The organism is Curtobacterium sp. 9128 (assembly GCF_007673775.1).
Classification (GTDB): Bacteria; Actinomycetota; Actinomycetes; order Actinomycetales; family Microbacteriaceae; genus Curtobacterium.
In genome coordinates, this window is record NZ_VEAF01000006.1 from 211,946 (window position 1) to 230,174 (window position 18,229).

The 18,229-nt window shown below is 72.6% G+C and carries 19 protein-coding genes; 11 read left to right on the plus strand and 8 right to left on the minus strand.

The features are described from left to right. The first annotated feature begins 190 nt into the window (after positions 1–190). Positions 191–1,189, plus strand: a complete 999-nt coding sequence (locus tag FS641_RS14505; protein WP_144765027.1) for an NAD-dependent epimerase/dehydratase family protein — start codon at positions 191–193, stop codon at positions 1,187–1,189. A gap of 102 nt (positions 1,190–1,291) precedes the next feature. Here FS641_RS14505 and rocD read toward each other — a convergent pair whose 3' ends face one another. Together rocD and ddaH are read right to left on the minus strand one after the other, a co-directional pair. Beyond that, positions 1,292–2,515 carry an ornithine--oxo-acid transaminase gene (gene rocD / locus FS641_RS14510; protein ID WP_144765029.1) on the minus strand — a complete coding sequence of 408 codons (1,224 nt, stop codon included), beginning with the start codon at positions 2,513–2,515 and terminating at the stop codon, positions 1,292–1,294. Further along, on the minus strand, positions 2,515–3,423 hold the full coding sequence (ddaH, locus tag FS641_RS14515) for a dimethylargininase (protein ID WP_222122110.1): 909 nt from the start codon (positions 3,421–3,423) through the stop codon (positions 2,515–2,517). The genes rocD and ddaH overlap by 1 nt, the downstream gene beginning before the upstream one ends. A 218-nt stretch (positions 3,424–3,641) precedes the next feature. Here ddaH and FS641_RS14520 point away from each other — a divergent pair, with 218 nt between their 5' ends. Beyond that, positions 3,642–4,079, plus strand: coding sequence for an Lrp/AsnC family transcriptional regulator (locus FS641_RS14520; protein ID WP_144765031.1), 438 nt, complete (start codon positions 3,642–3,644; stop codon positions 4,077–4,079). Between the two features lie 4 nt (positions 4,080–4,083). Here FS641_RS14520 and FS641_RS14525 read toward each other — a convergent pair whose 3' ends face one another. Next, a complete protein-coding gene (locus tag FS641_RS14525) occupies positions 4,084–5,166 on the minus strand; it encodes a YdcF family protein (protein WP_260855847.1) in 1,083 nt (360 codons plus the stop codon). Next, on the minus strand, positions 5,133–5,552 hold the full coding sequence (locus tag FS641_RS14530) for a DUF418 domain-containing protein (protein WP_186317780.1): 420 nt from the start codon (positions 5,550–5,552) through the stop codon (positions 5,133–5,135). The genes FS641_RS14525 and FS641_RS14530 overlap by 34 nt, the downstream gene beginning before the upstream one ends. A gap of 263 nt (positions 5,553–5,815) precedes the next feature. Between FS641_RS14530 and FS641_RS14535 the strand changes: the two genes are divergently transcribed. Genes FS641_RS14535 through FS641_RS14550 form a run of 4 tightly spaced genes read left to right on the plus strand, consistent with a single transcriptional unit; the run spans position 5,816 to position 8,214 of the window. After that, on the plus strand, positions 5,816–6,169 hold the full coding sequence (locus FS641_RS14535) for a hypothetical protein (protein ID WP_144765035.1): 354 nt from the start codon (positions 5,816–5,818) through the stop codon (positions 6,167–6,169). A 60-nt stretch (positions 6,170–6,229) separates the two neighbouring features. Beyond that, a complete protein-coding gene (locus FS641_RS14540; RefSeq protein ID WP_144765037.1) occupies positions 6,230–6,601 on the plus strand; it encodes a hypothetical protein in 372 nt (123 codons plus the stop codon). An 18-nt stretch (positions 6,602–6,619) separates the two neighbouring features. Further along, positions 6,620–7,450, plus strand: coding sequence for a nitroreductase family protein (locus tag FS641_RS14545; RefSeq protein ID WP_144765039.1), 831 nt, complete (start codon positions 6,620–6,622; stop codon positions 7,448–7,450). Then, positions 7,447–8,214, plus strand: a complete 768-nt coding sequence (locus FS641_RS14550) for a YqjF family protein (RefSeq protein ID WP_260855848.1) — start codon at positions 7,447–7,449, stop codon at positions 8,212–8,214. Before FS641_RS14545 ends, FS641_RS14550 begins: the two co-directional genes overlap by 4 nt. Positions 8,215–8,656: 442 nt before the next feature. On the opposite strand, the gene FS641_RS14555 is transcribed toward FS641_RS14550, so the two are convergent. Then, positions 8,657–9,943 (minus strand): phosphatidylserine decarboxylase family protein, encoded by a 1,287-nt coding sequence (locus tag FS641_RS14555; RefSeq protein ID WP_186317781.1) that lies wholly within the window; start codon positions 9,941–9,943, stop codon positions 8,657–8,659. Between the two features lie 168 nt (positions 9,944–10,111). On the opposite strand from FS641_RS14555, the gene FS641_RS14560 reads away from it, so the two are divergent. The 3 genes from FS641_RS14560 (at position 10,112) to FS641_RS14570 (ending at position 11,773) form a co-directional block, all read left to right on the plus strand. Further along, positions 10,112–11,107: an SDR family oxidoreductase gene (locus tag FS641_RS14560; RefSeq protein ID WP_144765043.1), complete on the plus strand. Its 996-nt coding sequence runs from the start codon at positions 10,112–10,114 to the stop codon at positions 11,105–11,107. After that, positions 11,104–11,469 (plus strand): hypothetical protein, encoded by a 366-nt coding sequence (locus tag FS641_RS14565; protein ID WP_144765045.1) that lies wholly within the window; start codon positions 11,104–11,106, stop codon positions 11,467–11,469. Before FS641_RS14560 ends, FS641_RS14565 begins: the two co-directional genes overlap by 4 nt. A gap of 106 nt (positions 11,470–11,575) precedes the next feature. Beyond that, positions 11,576–11,773, plus strand: coding sequence for a hypothetical protein (locus FS641_RS14570; RefSeq protein WP_144765047.1), 198 nt, complete (start codon positions 11,576–11,578; stop codon positions 11,771–11,773). A gap of 12 nt (positions 11,774–11,785) precedes the next feature. Here the strand turns inward: FS641_RS14570 and FS641_RS14575 are convergent, their stop codons facing one another. Further along, positions 11,786–12,607, minus strand: coding sequence for an ornithine carbamoyltransferase (locus tag FS641_RS14575; RefSeq protein ID WP_144765049.1), 822 nt, complete (start codon positions 12,605–12,607; stop codon positions 11,786–11,788). A gap of 44 nt (positions 12,608–12,651) precedes the next feature. Next, positions 12,652–13,380, minus strand: coding sequence for a tyrosine-protein phosphatase (locus FS641_RS14580; RefSeq protein ID WP_144765051.1), 729 nt, complete (start codon positions 13,378–13,380; stop codon positions 12,652–12,654). A 60-nt stretch (positions 13,381–13,440) separates the two neighbouring features. On the opposite strand from FS641_RS14580, the gene FS641_RS14585 reads away from it, so the two are divergent. Continuing rightward, a complete protein-coding gene (locus tag FS641_RS14585) occupies positions 13,441–14,073 on the plus strand; it encodes a hypothetical protein (protein WP_144765053.1) in 633 nt (210 codons plus the stop codon). Positions 14,074–14,107: 34 nt separating this feature from the next. On the opposite strand, the gene FS641_RS14590 is transcribed toward FS641_RS14585, so the two are convergent. Then, positions 14,108–17,665, minus strand: a complete 3,558-nt coding sequence (locus tag FS641_RS14590) for a bifunctional proline dehydrogenase/L-glutamate gamma-semialdehyde dehydrogenase (RefSeq protein ID WP_144765055.1) — start codon at positions 17,663–17,665, stop codon at positions 14,108–14,110. Positions 17,666–17,759: 94 nt separating this feature from the next. Here FS641_RS14590 and FS641_RS14595 point away from each other — a divergent pair, with 94 nt between their 5' ends. Next, positions 17,760–18,227 (plus strand): MarR family winged helix-turn-helix transcriptional regulator, encoded by a 468-nt coding sequence (locus tag FS641_RS14595; protein ID WP_186317782.1) that lies wholly within the window; start codon positions 17,760–17,762, stop codon positions 18,225–18,227. Positions 18,228–18,229 lie beyond the last annotated feature (2 nt).

The window sequence follows — 18,229 nt, forward strand, 5'->3', positions numbered from 1 at the left end:
CCCGATCAGGCCACCGGTACGCTGATGTATCAGACCCGTGCTGGACAAGACGAAACCCCGGCGATGTGGCGTGCGCCAGTGATCGTTCCGGGGTCTTCGTGGTCGATGGTAGCGGGATCGACACCGCACTCCGGACACCGAACCCCGAAACTGCGCGGTGCCACGTCCGCAACGTGGTTTCGTGGGGACCATGACCAGCAACGGAGCGCGTGTCTTGTTCATCGGCGGCAGTGGCGTCATCAGCGCCGCGTGTGTGGCGGAGGCGACCCGACAGGGGATCGCCGTCACGGTCCTGAACCGTGGGACCACCGGAGGGAGGCCGCTGCCGGACGGTGTGGAGCGCCTCCAGGCCGACGTGTCGGACCGCAGCGCGCTGGCGGACGCACTCGGCGACCGCCACTTCGACACCGTGGTGAACTGGATCGCCTTCACGCCGGACCAGGTGCAGGCGGACATCGACTTCTTCGCCGGACGCACCCGGCAGTACGTCTTCATCAGCTCGGCCTCGGCGTACCAGACCCCGGCGACGCACCTGCCGATCACGGAGTCGACGCCGCTGAAGAACCCGTTCTGGCAGTACTCGCGGGACAAGATCGCCTGCGAGGACCTGCTCATGCAGGCGTACCGCGAGCAGGACTTCCCGGTGACGATCGTCCGGCCGTCGCACACCTACGACGAGACGAAGCTGCCGCTGTCGGGAGGGTGGACGGCCGTCGCCCGCATGCGCGCCGGCAAGCCGGTGATCATCACCGGCGACGGGTCGAGCCTCTGGACGCTGACGCACAGCCGGGACTTCGCGGTCGGGTTCACGGGGCTGCTCGACCGGGCGGAGGCGATCGGCGAGGCCTACACCATCACGAGCGACGAGGCGCCGACCTGGAACGCGATCGCGCACGAGATCGCGGCTGCTGCGGGTGTGGAGGACCTCCGGATCGTGCACGTGCCGGCGGACGCGATCGCCGCGGTGGACGCCGACTGGGGTGCGTCCCTGCTCGGCGACAAGGCGAACAGCTCGGTGTTCGACAACAGCAAGATCCGCGCGCTCGTGCCGTGGTACCGCCCGGCGATCCCCTACCGACAGGGGGTGCGCGAGGTCATCGCCTGGTACGAGGCGCACCCGGAGGAGCAGGTGGTCGACGAGCGGCTCGACGCGCTGATGGACGAGCTCGCGGAGCGCTGGGCGGTCTGAAGCGGGCGCGGAGAACCGCGTTCCGGACACCACACCGCGAGACTTCGCGATGCTGTGTCCGGAACGCGGTCCGGACTGGAGGCTCGGCTCGGGCCCGGCGGGTCAGCTGCGGTCGCGGAGCACGTCGCCCAGGGCCCCGATCGCCATGGCGACCTCGTCGTCGGTGACGACGAGCGGCGGCGCGAAGCGGATCGTCGATCCGTGCGTGTCCTTGACGAGCACGCCGCGGTCGGCGAGGTCGTGCGCGATCTCCTTGCCGGTGCCGATCGCCGGGTCGATGTCGATCCCAGCCCAGAGCCCGGCGACACGGTGCGCCACGACGCCGTGTCCGACGAGGTCGTCGAGCAATCCGCGCAGGACCGGTTCGCCGTCGAGCGCGCGCTGCTGGAACGTGCCCTCGTCGAGCATCGCGACGACCTCGGAGCCGACGGCGGCGGCGAGCGGGTTGCCGCCGAACGTCGAGCCGTGTTCACCCGGGCGGAGCACCCCGAGCACTGCGCGGGAGCCGACGACGGCGGACACCGGGACGATGCCGCCACCGAGTGCCTTGCCGAGCGTCACGAGGTCAGGCCGCACGCCGACCCGCGAGACGGCGAGGGTGTGCCCCGTGCGCCCGAGACCCGACTGGATCTCGTCGGCGATGAACAGCGCGCCGAACTCGTCGCAGATCTCACGCACGGCCGGCAGGTAGGACTCCGGGGGGATCACGACGCCGCCCTCGCCCTGGATCGGCTCGAGCAGCACGGCGACGACGGTCTCGTCCATGGCCTCGCGGAGCGCCGACGCGTCGCCGTACGGCACCGTGCGGAACCCGGGCGTGTACGGGCCGAAGTCGTTGCGGGCGTCGGGGTCGTCCGAGAACGAGATAATCGTCGTCGTCCGGCCGTGGAAGTTGCCGCTCGCGACGACGATCGTCGCGCGGTCGGCCGGGACGCCCTTGACGCGGTAGCCCCAGGCGCGGGACACCTTGATCGCGGACTCGACGGCCTCGGCGCCGGTGTTCATCGGGAGGACCAGCTCCGTCCCGGTGAGCGCCGCGAGCGACGCCGCGAAGGGCCCGAGCTGGTCGTTCACGAACGCGCGGCTGGTGAGCGTGACGCGGTCGAGCTGCCGACGTGCCGCGTCGAGCAGCCGGGGGTTCCCGTGGCCGAAGTTCACGGCGGAGTACGCGGCCAGGCCGTCCAGGTAGCGCTTGCCGTCGACGTCGGTCACCCAGGCGCCGTCACCGGAGGCGATGACGACCGGCAGCGGGCTGTAGTTGTGGGCGAGGGCACGGTCCTCGACGGCGAGCGCCGCCGCCGTCGCCGTGCCGGGCGCGGTGCGCATCAGGACCGCGCCACCGAGGTCCCGGTGCCGACCGGGTGCAGGTCGAGCGTGCAGCACTTGACGCCGCCGCCGCCGAGGAGGAGCTCGGACAGGTCCACGCCGATCGGGTTGTAGCCCTTCGCCCGGAGCTGCTCCGCGAACGTGGTGGCGCGGGAGGCGATCACGACGTTGTACCCGTCGGAGTAGGAGTTCAGCCCGAGGATCGCGGCGTCCTCCTCGGTGGCGATGATCGCGTCGGGGAAGCGCTCGCGGAGGATCGCCAGCGAGGGCTCGTCGAACGCCGACTCGAGGTACGCGATGTTCGAGCGGCCGGACGCGTCGGGCTCGGGGTCGAGCACGGCGATGGCGGTGTCGAGGTGGTAGAAGCTCGGGTTGATGAGCTTGAGCGTGATCACGTCACGGCCGTACACGCGGGCGATCTCCTCGTGCGAGGAGCTGTCCGACCGGAACCCGGTGCCGGCGAGGATGACGTCGCCGACGAGCAGGAAGTCCCCCTCGCCCTCGTTCGTCTCGACGGGCTCGGCGACCTCGAGCCCGGCCTGCCGGAACCAGTCCATGTACGCCGGTCCCTCGGGCTGCCGCTCCGGGTACTGGAACTTCGCGCCGTACGCGATGCCGTCGAGGACGAAGCCGCCGTTCGCCGCGTAGACCATGTCGGGGAGTCCGTCGATCGGGTCGATGAGGTGGATCTCGAACCCGAGGCCCTCGTACACGTCGTACAGGTCCTGCCACTGGGCGACGGCCTTCGACGTGTCGGTCGGGTCCTCCGGGTGCATCCAGGGGTTGATCCGGTAGCTCACCGTGTAGAAGTCCGGCTTGCACATGAGGATCGTGCGCTTCGTCGCCGTGCGGGTCGGGTTCGTGGTGCGGTCCGGGTTCGTGGTGCTCGAGGGTGCGGGGTTCGACACTGGAGTCCTCCTGAGGGACTTCGGGCCCGAGCCTGCCAGGAACCACGCTTCCGGGGAGATCCGACGAGATGCAGGCTCACTCGTCGTGTACCGGGGCGGACCAGGTCGACGCCCGGGATCAGTCTAGGGATCGGTGCGGACGCCGAAGCTGCGAACGCGCGCACGTTTCGTGCGTCCAGCCCGGCGTCCTCGCAAGAACTCCGCGTACGATGGACTTGATGGATTCGCTCGACCACCGCATCCTGGATCAACTCCGGGACAACGCCCGCGCCGGCTACGGCGACATCGGATCGGTCGTCGGGCTCTCCGCCTCGGCCGTGAAGCGTCGCGTCGACCGCCTCGTCGCCGACGGCGTCATCCGCGGCTTCACGATCAAGGTCGACCCCGCGGTCGAGGACCGTGGCACCGAGGCGTGGGTCGAGCTGTACTGCCGCGGGACCGTCTCCCCCGACGAGCTCCGCACGCTCCTCGACTCCGTGCCCGAGGTCGTCGACGCCGGCACGGTCACGGGCAGCGCGGACGCCGTCGTGCACATGCGCTCGCGCGACCTCCCGGCGCTCGAGGAGGCACTCGACCGAGTCCGGCTGGCTCCCCAGGTGGACCACACACGGAGTGCGATCGTGCTCTCCCGCCTGGTCTCGCGCGAAACGGTCTGACGGGTCAGCCCGCTGGTCCCGACAGTCCCGACCACAGGGCGTACGCGGCGAGGACCACGAGCGGCACGCACGCGAGGGCGTTCAGCCAGCGGTACTCGAGCACGACGGCGACGTACTCGCGGATGAACGCACTCGGCACGTAGTACCGGGCCGTCCGGGCACCGACCACCTGGGCGTCGAGTCCGACCTGCCGCGCGAGCACGGCCGCGCGGAGCACGTGGTACTCGTTCGTCGCGACGAGCACCCGCTCCGCCCGACCCCGCTCGGTGAGCAGCGCCATCGAGTACTCGAGGTTCTGCCGGGTGTTCCGCGACGCGGTCTCGGGGACGACGTCCTCGGCGGGGACGCCCTGCGCGACGAGGTACTCGGCCATCGCGGTGCCCTCGGACCGCGGCTCGTCGCGGCCCTGCCCGCCGGACGGCACGAGCAGCGGTCGGCGTCCGGCCGGGGCGGACCGGTACACCGCGAGCGCGCGGTCGAGTCGGCTGCGCAGGAGCGGCGGGACGTCGCCGTGGACGAGTCCGGAGCCGAGCACGACGACCGCTGCGGGATGGTCGGTGCGCCGCATCCGGGCGTACACGACCGAGTACAGCGCGAAGGCGACGAACGTGCCGGCGACGTAGAGCGAGAGCAGGACGGCCAGGAACCCGACGCTGGCGAGGACGAGGAGCCACACCGGGCGTTCGCGGACGCTGGAGAGCCACGCGTACCCGAGGACGAGCGCCACCGGGAGCGCGAGGACGACCACGCCCGCAACGAGCGACAGGAGGTTGCCGAGCGAGCGACCCTCCCGCCGGAGCATGAGCACGCCGTTCGCGATCAGGGCCACGCCGAGCACCAGGACGGCGAGCGGGAGGAGCGCCACGACGGCGCCGAGGACGACGGCGGCACCGGGGACGGTCCTTGCGAGCATCCCCGCCGTCGTCGTGACCGCCAGGAAGGCCGCGATGGTCAGGAACACCCCGTTCCGGAGCATTCGGGGGTCGCGGACACGGCCGACGGCGTAGAGCGCGAAGAACCCGGCCGCGACGAGGTAGGGCAGGACCGACGCGGTCATCGCCGGCGCCACGGCGCCGGTCGCAGCCATGTCGCGGTCCGCCACAGCCACTCGACGGGCCCGTAGGCGAAGCGGCGGAGCCAGGCGGCGCTCCCGATCGACTGCAGCACGATGAGCACGGCGCCGATCAGCACGACGGGCCAGACCGCGGTGGCCGACACGAAGTCGACCGCGGCGCCGAGCACGGCGAACACGACGGCCGCGACGACGTAGTTCGTGAGCGCCATGCGGCCGAGCGGTTCGGCGAACGCGGCGAGCGCCGACCGCAGCGGGGTCCGCCAGAGCAGTGCGAGTCCGGTCGTGTAGGCCACCGCCATGACGATACCGGCGATCCCTCCGACCACCGAGAACCGCGGGTCGCCGCTGCCCTCCGCGAGCTGTGCCCAGAGCAGGGGGACGCTCGCGGTCGTCGCCACGGCGAACACCGCCGCGACGCCGCGCCCCGCTGCTCCGAGTGCGGCGGGCCCCGTACGCCGCGAGACCGGCGCCGAGCAGCATCAGGCCCGGGGTGGCCGCGAGTCCGCCGCCGGCCACCCCGTACGCGACGACGGTGAGCACGACCCCCGTCGCGAGCGTCGCCCACCGGGGTGCCAGCATCACGACGGGCAGCACGACGAGTCCGGCGACGCCGTACTCGGTGAGCACGTTGCCCGGGTAGACGAGCATCAGCAGTGCCCCGATGACGACCAGCCCGGTCAGCCGCCGGACCATCACGAGCCAGGGACGGGCTGCGCGGGTCCGCGCACCGGTGAGCACGAAGGACAGGCTCATCCCGAAGAGCGTGGTGAAGATCGGGACGAAGCGCGTCTGGGTCGTCGCGTACAGGACGTCGCGCACCGCGTCGTCCGGCGGTGCGGTCCGGTTCGCGAGGATCCACGCACCGCCGACGTGCGTGATGTCGATCGCGTTGACGAAGAGGATCCCGAGCAGGGCGAAGCCGCGGAGCACGTCGACGAAGCGGTGGCGCTGCGCCGTCACGGGAGCAGCAGGTGCGGCGGTCACGGTGGTCATGGTCTCATGCTCCGGTATCTGATGTTCCAGGACATCGTCCGATCGGAGGATCTGCTCCGGGATCGCGGGTAGGTTCGCGTCCATGGGACGCAAGGACACGGCCGGGAGGCTCGCCGCGCCTCCCGGCGGTTCACCGGCGGCCCGGCGGATGGTCACCGCTGCGGCTGCCGCGTACGTCGCGAACTGCCTGTGGGGCACCGCCGTGGCGGTGCGGCTCATCCGGACGAAGAAGCTCCGTGTCGTGCACCACGGCCTGTTCGTCGTGACGGCGACGCTGACGACCGCCGCGGCGACCACGCCGCTCTGGACGCGGTCGCGGGCGGCGCTGTTCCTGCTGCCGGCGCTCGTTCCGTTGGCGACGGCACCGCGCACCGACCCGCGGAGCAGAGCACACTGGAGAGTCGCGGTCGCCGCCGCACCGTCCTACCTGGGGGCGTTGCTGGCTCGGCGCTGACCGCTGGAAGGGAAAGCAGTGGAGCTCTTCGAGGCCATCCGACGTCGACGCACGACCAACGGGGCGTTCCTGCCCGATCCGGTCTCCGAGGAGCACCAGCGACTCCTCGTCGAGCTCGCGGGCCGGGCACCGTCGCAGCTCAACAGTCAGCCGTGGCGGTTCGTCCTGGTCGAGAAGCGTCCGACGATCGACCGGATCGCCGAGATCAGCGGACGGGCGATGACCCGCACGATGGCCGAGGGGACGTTCTTCCAGCGGTACAGGCCCTACTTCCGCTTCAGCCAGGCCGAGATGGACGAGCGGCGGGACGGGATGCTGTTCGACAAGCTCCCCGGACCGCTCAAGCCGTTCACGAAGCAGGTGTTCACCAAGCGTGGGCAGGTCCTCATGAACACCCTCCGCGTGCCGCAGACCCTCGGCGAGGAGAACCGGAAGCTCGTCGCCGGGTCGCCGCTGCTGCTCGGCGTGATGCTCGACCGGCACGAGTACCGGAAGGAGGAGCTCTCCGGCTTCTACTCGGTGTTCAGCATGGGCGCGGCGATGGAGAACATCTGGCTGGCCACGACCGAGCTGGGGCTCGGCATCCAGTTCGTCTCGTTCCCGATGGAGACGCCGGGGGCGTGGGAGGAGATCGAGGGGCTGCTGCAGGTGCCGCCGGAACTCGAGCTCATGGCGGTGTACCGGATCGGGTACCTCCCTCCGGAGCGGCGGCGGCCCGCGATCGACTGGACCTCGAGCGAGCGGAAACGGCCGTCGCAGTACGTGTTCCGCGGGACGTGCGCGACGCCGCAGCAGGGGTGGGACGACGCTCCGGTCGCCGGGCACATCGACGATGCGGCGGTCTCGTGAGCGGGGTCCGTCCCGGCGGGGTGGAGCCGCGCCTGGAGTCCGTGGCGCCGGCGCTGCCGGGTCGGCCGTGGATCGCGCAGGACTGGCGTGACGTCGTCTTCGTGCACTGGCGGGTCGACGTCTCCGCGGTCGCACCGCTCCTGCCGGCGGGGACGCGTCCGGACACCCTCGGACTCGACGGCACCGACGACGGCGTCACCACGTGGGTCGGCCTCATCGCGTTCTCGTTCGAGGACACCCGCTTCCCGCCCCTCGCCGTGCCGGACGCCCTCGGCACCTTCGTCGAGCTGAACGTCCGGGTCTACACGGTGGACGAGCGGGGTCGGCGCGGGGTCGTGTTCCTGTCGCTCGACGCCGGGCGCCTGGCTCCGACCGTCGGCGCCCGTGTCCTGACCGGGCTGCCGTACCACTGGGCGCGGGCGGAACGGCGGGTCGGCGACGACCGGGTGGCGTACGCGATGCGGCGGCACGGCACGCAGCTGCGGTCGGTGCTCGACGTCCGGGTCGGGGAGGCCGTGGAGGAGCCCGGGGCGCTCGACACGTTCCTCACGGCACGGTGGGGCATGCACGTGCGGCGCGGCGGCGTGACCCGGTTCTGGCCGAACGAGCACGAGGCGTGGCCGCTGCACCGTGCGTCGGTGGAGGTGCTCCGGGACGACCTGGTCGGTGCCGCGGGACTCCCGCGGTCGCTGACGTCGCTGCCGCCGGACTCGGTGCTGTACTCCCCCGGCGTGACGACTCGGTTCGGCGCCGGGCGACGGTAGCGCGGGGGCGGGCGGGGCCCCTCCTGCCGACTCGGAGCGCCCCCCTGCCGACTCGGAGCACCCTCCTGCCGACTCGGAACGACAGCGTCGATGTCGCACGACAACGGCGATGTCGTCCCTTGCGCCCCGCAACTGTTGCGGACGCGGGTCGACGACACAGTCGACGTCGTACGACAACGGCGGTGTCGTTCGACAGCGCCGGCGAGGACCCGCGCGCGCCGGGTCAGGCGTCCGAGGAGCGCCGCCCCCCGGCCGACTCGGAACGCCCCCGGTTGACTCGGAACGACAGCGTCGATGTCGCACGACAACGGCGATGTCGTCCCTTGCGCCCCGCAACTGTTGCGGACGCGGGACAGCGACACGGTCGATGTCGCACGACAACGGCGGTGTCGTTCTGCAGCGCGGCAAGGACCCGCGCCCGCGGCCGCCCGCGCCCGCCGGGTCAGGCGTCCGAGGAGCGCCGCGCGGTGGCCAGATGCGACCGCACGTGCAGCAGCGTCGGCTGCTCGTCGGGGGCCTGGGGCAGGGCGTCGAGCGCGAAGGACTCGATCGCGCCGGGACGGAAGACGGTGCACGAGGTCGAACCCCCGTACTGGAAGTACCCGAGCTCCTGGCCCTTCGCCACGTGCGCGCCCACCGTGGTCTCGTCGCCGATGATGCACGAGGACACGTCGGACATGCCGATGAAGAGCACCGCGACGAGGCCGAGCGCGGGGTCGTCCGCCTCGATGTGCAGGATCGCCCGGGTGGCGACGTGCGCCATGTACCCCTGCGAGTGCGTCGGCTGGGCGGCACCGCTCCCGACACCCTGCGCGTCGGACTCCGAGTAGTAGGTCCCCGGCACGACCTCCGCGCGGACGACGGTCCCCGAGACGGGGCTGTGCCAGCGGTGGTAGTTCAACGCGCTCAGGAAGGCCTGGAACACGGTGCCGCCCTCGAACGTCGCCGCGGCCGGGTCGCCCGCGAGCATGTCGTCGAGGGAGTACGGCTCGCCCTTGATCCAGAACTCGTCCTGCCGTCGGACCGAGTGCGCGATGCGGTACGGCGTCGCCTCGACGGGACTGATGACGACACCGTCGTCCTCGGGCGAGGCCACGGGTCGTTCGCCGTCGCGGAAGCGCCGGGTGAAGAAGTCGTTCCACGACGAGAAACCCCAGTGTTCGTCGGCCGGGTCGTGGCGGTACTGGTCCATGCCCACGGCTTCCTGAGCGGATTCGCTCTTCCACCCGGTGTCGGAGTCGTTCAGCACGCCGAGGGAGGCCGGGCTCGACAGGAACGCGGACCACTCGTCGAGGACGGCTCGGATCGCGTCGTTCACCCGGCGGTCGCGGAAGAACGAGAACCCGGCCGGGGTCGCCTTCGCCCAGTCCAGCACGCCGTCGACGGGCGTCATCACCATCTGCTGGCCGTACTCGGGCGCGGTGCCGAGGACGTCGTCGATGAGCCGGAACATCTCGTCGAGGCTCTGCAGGTGCCGCTCGCGGTACTCCCGGCCCGTAGGGACCTGGTCGATCATCTGGTGTGCATGCATCCGGAGGATCGGGTCGCTCTCGACGAGGTCCCGGAACGCGGCGACGGAGCGGTGTTCGATGTGCGCACCCTCGCGGCTGCGGACCTGGTCGAGTCGGCCGCGGAGCCAGCCCTCGAGCCCGTCCTGGTCCGCGGGGAGCCACCCGGCGCGGCGCCGGACGTCGTGGTGTGCTGTCGTCGTCGCGCTGTGCTTCGTCACGATCGCGACCGTACGCGCGGGGCTCGGCCGGAATCTGAGCGCGCACGGCCGGGACGCGACCGACCGGGTCCGAGCACGCGCGGCCGGGACGGGACCGATCGGGTCTGAGCGCGCACGGCCGCGCCGGGAGTCTGAGGGAGCACAGGTCGTGACCGGTACAAGGGGACCATGACGCGTGTGGCAGTGGTGACCGGTGGTTCGGCAGGACTCGGACGGGCGACGGTGCGCGAACTCGCCGCCCGGGGATGGGACGTCGCGGTCCTCGCCCGTGGGCAGGAGGGCATCGACGCCGCGGCGGCCGAGGTCCAGGCAGCCGGGCAGCGCTCGCTCGCGGTGAGCGTGGACGTGAGCGACCGCGACGCCGTGGAGGCAGCGGCCGACCGGGTCGAGGCCGAACTCGGACCGATCGACCTGTGGGTGAACGGCGTGATGGTCGGCGTCTTCAGCCGCTTCCTCGACACCGACCCCGACGACTTCGAGCGGGCGCTGCACGTCACCTACCTCGGCTTCGTGAACGGCACCCGCTCGGCGCTCAAGCGGATGGTGCCGCGCGACCGCGGGCACGTCATCCAGGTCGGGTCGGCGCTCGGTTTCCGCGGCATCCCGCTGCAGGCCGCGTACTGCGGCGCGAAGCACGCCATCGTCGGGTTCACCGAGTCCGTCGTCTCCGAGCTCATCGCGCAGGGCAGCAACGTCAAGGTCTCCCGTGTGGACATGCCGGCGCTCAACACCATCCAGTTCAACTGGGTGAAGTCGAAGCTGCCCCACCACCCGCAGCCCGTCGCCCCGATCTACCAGCCGGAGGTCGGCGCCCGTGCGATCGCCGTGACCGCGGAACGTCCGCGCCGCCGGACCTGGGTCGGTGAGTCCACGGTCTACACGATCCTCGGCAACCGGATCAGCGCGCGCTTCGCCGACTGGTACGCGGCGAAGACCCTGGTCTCCGGACAGCAGACGGCCGAGAAGGACGGCGAGTCCCTGCCGACCAACCTCTACGACGCCGTCCCCGGCGACCACGGGGCGCACGGTGTGTTCGACGACAAGTCGCACGCGTGGTCGCCGCAGACCTGGTGGCTGGAGCACCGTCGGGTGGGCAACGGCCTGATCGGCGCCGCGCTCGGCGTCGCCGGTGCCGTCGCCGTCGCGGCAGGACGCCGCAAGTGAGCCGCGTCCGCCGGGAGCGCCGCCAGGCGGCGACGATCGTGGAGAGCGGCCGCGGTGCCCTCGGCGCCGGACACCTCCTCCGGCCGGGGCACGATCGTCACGTCGCCGTGTTCAACCGTGTCCTCGGCGTCCGTCAGCTCGTGCAGGCGGTCCTGTTGCTCCGCGCCGGGTCGGGCAACGCTCACGTGCTCGGAGCAGCGGTCGACGCCACCCACGCCGTCACGATGGTCCCGATGATGTTCGTCGGTGGACGCTGGGGTCGGATCGCCGTCCGGCAGTTCCTCATCGCCACGGCGCTCGCGGTTGCCGAGGTGGCCCTCGTCGGCACCGGCGGTCGGCGCGGCACCGGCCGCAGGCGCTGACGCCGACGCTGACGCCGACGCCGACGCCGCACCGTCAGCTCCGCGCCGGCCGCGGGCGCTGACGCACGCAGCTCCGCTCACGGGCAGGCGGCGTAGCGTCCGGACCATGAGCAACGAGGAACAGACCGAGCCCGTCATGGACGGCGCTGGCGAAGCCACCAACCACGAGAAGCTGTCCGGCCTCATCGAGCAGGTCAACCACGACCACGGCGGCGAGGGCGCTGCCGCGATGGCCGACCACCTCCGCGACCGCATGGACGAGACCGGCGTCGAGCCCGAGGACGACGGCGACGTCGAGGACTGACCTCGGAGCGGATCAGCCCAGGCCGAGGCAGTGGGCCAGCACGGCCTGCTGCACCGGCAGGAGCGAGCGTTTGAACGCGTGCCCGACGAAGGCCGGACCCGCGAGCGCTCCCGCCGTCGCCTCGCGTCCGCGGACGAACGGCGGGCACGGCGCGAACCGGACGCCCTCCGGCGCGGTCGCGAGGAGTTCCTCGGTGATCCGGTGGCCGGCGAGCGCCTCAGCGTGCCGCCCCGGACCGTCCGTCACGATGACGTCCGCGCTCCGGACGGCGGTCGCCAGGTCCTCGGTCCACCGGGCACCGGGGGCGGCGAGCCCTGCTGGAGCGCACTGGACGAGGTCCAGTCCGAACAGCGCGGCGGCCTCGTGCCACGCCCGCGCGATGTTCCCTTCGGCGCCGACGAACAGGAACCGGGTACGCCGGACGTCGACCTCGTGTGACAGGGCGTAGACGTCCGCGAGCACCTCACACGGGTGGTTCACGTCGGTCATCGCGTTGACCACCGGCAGCGCCGAGGCCGCAGCGAGGCCGTCGAGCACCGCGATGTCCGGGTGCCGCGCGACGACGACGTCCGCCCACTGCGCCAGGTAGGTGGCGACGTCGGCGAGCGCCTCGGGCTTGTCGAGGGTCTCCGGCGGGAAGACGATCGGCTGCAGTCCCATCTGCTGGGCACCGCGCTCGAACGACACCCGCGTCCGCAGGCTCGACGCCGGGAAGAACATCACCGCGGCGCCGTCGGTCCGCGGCCCGGTCCCCGCTCGGTAGGCGTCGGCGAGCGCGAACACCGCCGCCGCGTCGGCAGCGGTCCAGTCGTCGAGACGGATCAGGTGCCGCATCGGCCCACCCGGGCGCGCCCCGGCGTCCGGACTGGAGGCCCCGCTCACGCGCCCTGCGCGCGGAACGTCCGCAGCGCCTCCAGTTCGGGTGCGTCCAGGCCGGAGTGCCGGACGAACGCCGCCACGTCGAACCCGTCGACCGTTGCGCGGACCGCATCGGTGACGGTGGTGCCGTGCTCGGCGCAGAGCGCCGCGATGGCGTCCTCCGGGGACGGGACGCCGAGCGCAGCGAACCGTGCGGGCCCCGTCGCGATCGTCACCAGGTAGTCGTCGACGACGTCCTCCGGACCGACGCCGGCGAGCGACAGCAGCACGAGCGCGACGATGCCGGTGCGGTCGCGACCGGCCGCGCAGTGGAAGAGGACGCCACCGGGGGCAGCGTGGACGATCGCCCGCAGCGCCGCGACGACCCGGTCGGGCTTCCGTGCGAGGAACGGGCCGTAGTACAGCGGTGTGCCGATCCGCCCGTCGTCGGTGAAGTCCGCCCAGAAGGCGACGTCGTCGAGGTCGTCAAGGTCGACGGCCACGGTGGTGAGCCAGTCCGGACGGTCGCCGGTGTCGTCCGCACGCTCGGCCGCGCCACGGAGGTCGACGACGGTACGGATCCCGGCGTGCCGGACGGCTCCCCACCCGCCCGTCGTCAGCCGGTCGGGCGACTCGGACCGGAAGAACCGCCCCGTGGGCGTCCTGCCGCCGTCACGCGTGGGCAGGCCGCCGAGGTCCCTGGCGTTGTGCAGCCCGTCGGCGACGAGGGTGCGGTCCGTCCCGGCCATCCCGCCACCCTAGGGGAGGCGCCCCGGTCGGCGCGGCGCGGGACGCGGCATGCTGGCGTGGTGACGACGTGGCAGGACGAACTCGTCGACCGGTTGCGCACGGCGCTGCCGGGCGACGCCGTGCGCCCGTACGGGTCCGTGGTCTCGCGTGAGCTCGACGTCTGGAGCGACCTCGACGTCGTGCTCACGACGACCTCGGCGCTGGATGCTCAGCTCCTGCTCGGTGCCGAGCTGTGGGCGTGGCAGGAGTCGGTGTCCGAGGGCAGGCAGGTGCTCCGCGTGGTCGCGCGCGACGGGCGGCGCGTCGACCTGACCGTCACGGGGCCGGCGCTCGTCCTCCCCGATCGACCCGCTGACGACACTGTCCGGTTCGACGCCGCCCTCGCCGCGGTACGACTCGGTCGGGGCAACCTGCTCATCGGCCTGCACCTGGTGCTCGGGATCGGCAGGGCGACCCTCGTCGAGTCGATGCGCATCGCCGACGCCGCGGCGGGGACGGACCACCACCCGCTCCCCACCCCGTCCGACGCCGACGCCGTCGCCGTCGCGGCACTCGCGAGCGGGTCACTGGGGCCCGCGACGGCTCTCCGGGCGTACACGCTCTACGGAGAACGTCGTGCGGTCCGGGAGCCCGGGTACGCGCCGGATGCGTCAGGTCTCGTCGCGCTGCTCGGCCTCGCGCGCGCCACCTGAGCGTCCTCCGGTCTGCGACCAGGGCCGCGCCCGCTCAGACCCGGAGCTCGGCGAACTCGCGGTCGACCTCGCCGAAGCGGTGCGTGGTGATCGACACCGTCTGCTCCCGCAGGTACGGGAGCATCTCGATCAGGCCGGACTCGACCACCGGCGCGCTGTGGATCGCGACGTCGATGCTCGCACCGAGCGCTTCCTCGAGCGCGAGCGGGTCGCCGCCGAGCAGCCGGACCCGGGCTCCCGGTCCGCCGAACGCGCTGTGGTCGCGGCGCTCCCGACCCTGGGTGAGGACGACGTCGAGTGCGTCCTCCGGCTCGTCGGACGGGCTCGACCAGGTGTCGCGGAAGACGTCGCCGGACGCGGCGCGACGGAGGAACTCGTCGTCGGACTCGACCAGGTGGTCGACGACGTCGAGCGGGGAGCGGTTCGACGCGAACAGCTGCGTGAGGGGCCCAGGGAGCGGCCGCGCGGTGCTCAGCAGGACGTGCGCCCGCGCCGAGGTCGCCGCGACGAGTGCCCGGACGAGGTCGCCGTTCGAGGCGTCCTCGGACTGGCGCACGATGACCGACTGGGGCCGCCACCGGAGGACGTTGCGTTCGACGACGAGCTGCGCGGGGTCGTGCGGGACGCCGTACTGGGTCTCGCGGGCCTGCACGTCGCTGAGGGCGCCGGCGCGGACCCGGTCGAACTCCTCGAACGCCAGACCGCTCCGGGCCGCCTCGATGAGCGCGGTGACCCGGGGCGGGAGCCCGTGCAGCTGGATGCTCCGGTGGACCTTGCGCGGGGTCGGTTCCCACCGGCCGAGCGTCGCGACGTACATCGGTCCGCCGGCCTTCGTGCCGATACCCACGGACGACTGCTTCCACCCGCCGAAGGGCTGTCGTCCGATCCTCGCTCCGGTGACGCCGCGGTTGACGGACAGGTTGCCCGCGCGGACGCGCTGCACCCAGAGCGCGACCTCGTCGACGTCGAGGGAGTGGATGCCCGCCGTCAGGCCGGAGTCCGTGCCGTTCTGGATCGCGATCGCGTCCTCGAGCGTCTCGGCGTGCATGATCCCGAGCACCGGGCCCGGGTACGCGACCTGGTGGAAGTCGCTGCCGGGGCGGACGCCGTCCCTGATGCCGGGCGACCAGAGCCGACCGGAGTCGTCGAGGGGCACCGGCTGGACGAGCCAGGACTCCCCCGGGCCGAGCTCGCTCAGGCCGGCGCGGAGCTTGCCGGACGGCTCGGCGATGAGCGGCCCCATCTGCGCGGTCGGGTCGTCGGGCCAGGCGACCCGCAGTGTCCGGGTGGCGTCGACGAGCCGCCGCCGGAAGCGCTCGCTCTCGGCGACGGAACCGACGAGCACGACGAGCGACGCTGCCGAGCACGTCTGGCCGGCGTGCCCGAACGCCGACTGCACGACGTCCTGCACCGCGAGGTCGAGGTCGGCCGACGGCGTGACGACGATCGCGTTCTTGCCGCCCGTCGCCGCGGTGAGCGGGAGTCCGGCACGCCACCAGGCGAAGGACCTGGCGGTCTCGGCAGCGCCGGTGAGGAGGATCCGGTCGACGGCGGGGTGCGCGATGAGCTGTCGTCCGAGGATGTCCTCGTCGAGGTCGACGAGCTGCAGCAGGGAGTGCGGCACCCCGGCGTCCCAGAGCACGTCGGCGAGGACGGCACCGCAGCGCTTCGCCTCGCGAGCGGGCTTCAGGACGACACCGCTGCCCGCGGCGAGCGCGGCGAGCACCCCGCCGGCGGGGACCGCGACCGGGGAGCTCCACGGCGGGACGACCACGGTCAGGCGCGGCGGCACGAAGCGCGCCCCGGTGACCGTCACGAGGGCACGTGCCTGGTCGGCGTGGTGGTGGGCGGCGTCGACGGCATCGCTGACCTCGGCGTCCGCCTCGCTGATGGTCATGCCGGTCTCGGCGGCCATCACCTCGACGAGGTCGGCACGGCGCACCTCGAGCTCGTGGCCGACGAGGTCGAGGAGCTCCGCACGGTCGGCGGGGTCCTGTCGCCCCCAGTTCACGCCGGCCTGCGCTGTGCTGCTCACGACCCGCTCGAGCTTCGTGCGGTCGAGGACCCTGGCGCCGCGGATCGTCTGCGCGCCGAGCTGCGACCGCGGCACCCGCCGCAGGACGTCCGCCGCCCAGGCGCGGTTCGCCGGGACCGAGGGGTCGGTGCGCGGGGCGTTGGCGAAGCGGTCGCGGACGCCGGGCTCGGCGGGCCGACGGCGGCGGTCCTGCGTGCGGTGCGTCGCCGGCACGGGCTCGTCGAGCGCCGCGATCGACTCCTGCCAGCGGGCGCGCTCGCGCTCGAAGACGGCGTCGTCGTGGTCGATCTCGAACGCCGACGGCATGGAGTTCTCGGGTCCGGCGTGCTCCTGCAGTCGTCGGACCAGGTACCCGATCGCCGAGTCGAACTCGTCCGGGTGGACGACCGGCGTGGCGAGCACGATCTGCCCGACGTCGGCACGGACGGCCTCGGCGTGGGTCGCGGTCATGCCGAGGAGCATCTCGACGTCGACGGCGTCCGTCACCCCGCGGCGCTCGGCGAGCACCCACGCGGTGGCGAGGTCGAACAGGTTGTGCCCGGCGACGCCGATCCGGACCGCGTCGGTGCGTTCCGGCGTGAGGGCGGCGTCAAGCATGCGGAGGTACGCGGTGTCGGTCTCCCGCTTGCTGCCCCACGTGGCGAGCGGCCAGTCGTGCAGGATCGACTCGACGCGCTCGGTGGCCAGGTACGCACCCTTGACCAGTCGGGCCGTGACGGGGGCTCCCCCGCGGGCACGACGGGCCTGGGCCCACGAGGTCAGCGACTCGAGCGCTCCTGCGGCGTCGGGCAGGTACGCCTGCAGGGCGATCCCCGCCGACAGACCGAGGAACTCCTCGCGCCCGAGGAGCTCCTGGAAGACCGCGAGCGTGACGTCGAGGTCGCGGTGCCCCTCGGTGGCGAGGGTGATGCGCTTCGGCGTGGGGCTCGTCGCGGCCAACCGGTAGAGCGGCACGAGCCGGTCGACCACGCGGGCCACCGTCTCGTCGAACGCCCACGTCGACATCTGCGGCACGACGTCGCCGACCGCGATCGAGACGGCGTCGACGTCGTCACGGGCGAGGAGGTCCATCGTGCCCTGGAGCCGCCGATCGCTCGCAGCACTGCCGAGGACGGTCTCGCCGAGCAGCGTGACGTCGAGCCGGATGCCGTCCCCCGCGACCTTCGCGAGCGCGGGCCCGAGCTTGGCCGGGGCCGCGTCGATCACGAGGTGTCCGGTCATCCGACGGAGGATCTTCCGCGCGGTCGGGATGACCGCCCACGGTGCCATCATCGCGAAGCCGCCGCCGAACGTGACCGCGCCGCGGAGGTACCAGGCCAGGAAGTCCGGGACGTCCTGGCTGAGCTTCTCGAGGTTGCGTGCCGCCACCCTGGGGTCCTCCGGCCGGATCACCTCGTCGACGAACCCGAGCGTGAAGTCGAGGCCCTGCTCGTCGCGGAGGACGCCGGCCAGCCGCACGGCACCGGGGTCGGGCTTGACGCCGGCGGACGCGGCGAGCCACCGACGCACGAGGGCGACTGCGTCGTCGGTGCAGTCCTGGAGGCGGGCGCTCGGCATGCTCCGATCGTATGCCGCGGCACCGACGCCACCGCGGAGCACGCCGGGCGCCGACCAAGTGTCAGCGATGTGTCAGCGGGATACGCTTGCCGGCATGTCGAACGAGGGCGACGGCGGCCACGACTGGGCCACGTGGGACGCGTACCACGACGTCTGGCGGCACCTCGACCGGGCCCTCGACCACGCCGTGCAGCAGGGCGCCGGGATCTCGGTCCCGGAGTTCGAGATCCTCATCGGGCTGCACCGGCAGGCCGACCACCGCCTCCGCGTGCGGGACGTCGCCGCCGGGATCGGGTGGGAGAAGTCCCGTGTCAGCCACCAGGTCACGCGGATGGTGTCCCGCGGCCTCGTCGAGCGTGCGGACTGCCCGACCGACGGCCGTGGCAGCTGGGTCGTGATGACCCCGGACGGCCGTCGTGCGGTGCTCGCCGGCATCCGGGCGCACACGGCGGCGCTGGAGCAGCTGTTCTGGAGGCCCGTGGCCGGCGACACGGACACGCTGCGGTCCGTCAGCGCGAGGATCCGCGAGGCGCTCGGTCCGGTCGACGCCGACGGCGACTGACC

Excerpts from the sequence above, each read along its gene's own strand:
- FS641_RS14505 (WP_144765027.1), top strand. The coding sequence starts at position 191 with ATGACCAGCAACGGAGCGCGTGTCTTGTTCATCGGCGGCAGTGGCGTC.
- rocD (WP_144765029.1), bottom strand. The coding sequence starts at position 2,515 with ATGCGCACCGCGCCCGGCACGGCGACGGCGGCGGCGCTCGCCGTCGAG.
- FS641_RS14520 (WP_144765031.1), top strand. The coding sequence starts at position 3,642 with ATGGATTCGCTCGACCACCGCATCCTGGATCAACTCCGGGACAACGCC.
- FS641_RS14525 (WP_260855847.1), bottom strand. The coding sequence starts at position 5,166 with ATGGCTGCGACCGGCGCCGTGGCGCCGGCGATGACCGCGTCGGTCCTG.
- FS641_RS14535 (WP_144765035.1), top strand. The coding sequence starts at position 5,816 with ATGACGACCAGCCCGGTCAGCCGCCGGACCATCACGAGCCAGGGACGG.
- FS641_RS14540 (WP_144765037.1), top strand. The coding sequence starts at position 6,230 with ATGGGACGCAAGGACACGGCCGGGAGGCTCGCCGCGCCTCCCGGCGGT.
- FS641_RS14560 (WP_144765043.1), top strand. The coding sequence starts at position 10,112 with ATGACGCGTGTGGCAGTGGTGACCGGTGGTTCGGCAGGACTCGGACGG.
- FS641_RS14570 (WP_144765047.1), top strand. The coding sequence starts at position 11,576 with ATGAGCAACGAGGAACAGACCGAGCCCGTCATGGACGGCGCTGGCGAA.
- FS641_RS14575 (WP_144765049.1), bottom strand. The coding sequence starts at position 12,607 with ATGCGGCACCTGATCCGTCTCGACGACTGGACCGCTGCCGACGCGGCG.
- FS641_RS14580 (WP_144765051.1), bottom strand. The coding sequence starts at position 13,380 with ATGGCCGGGACGGACCGCACCCTCGTCGCCGACGGGCTGCACAACGCC.
- FS641_RS14590 (WP_144765055.1), bottom strand. The coding sequence starts at position 17,665 with ATGCCGAGCGCCCGCCTCCAGGACTGCACCGACGACGCAGTCGCCCTC.
- FS641_RS14595 (WP_186317782.1), top strand. The coding sequence starts at position 17,760 with ATGTCGAACGAGGGCGACGGCGGCCACGACTGGGCCACGTGGGACGCG.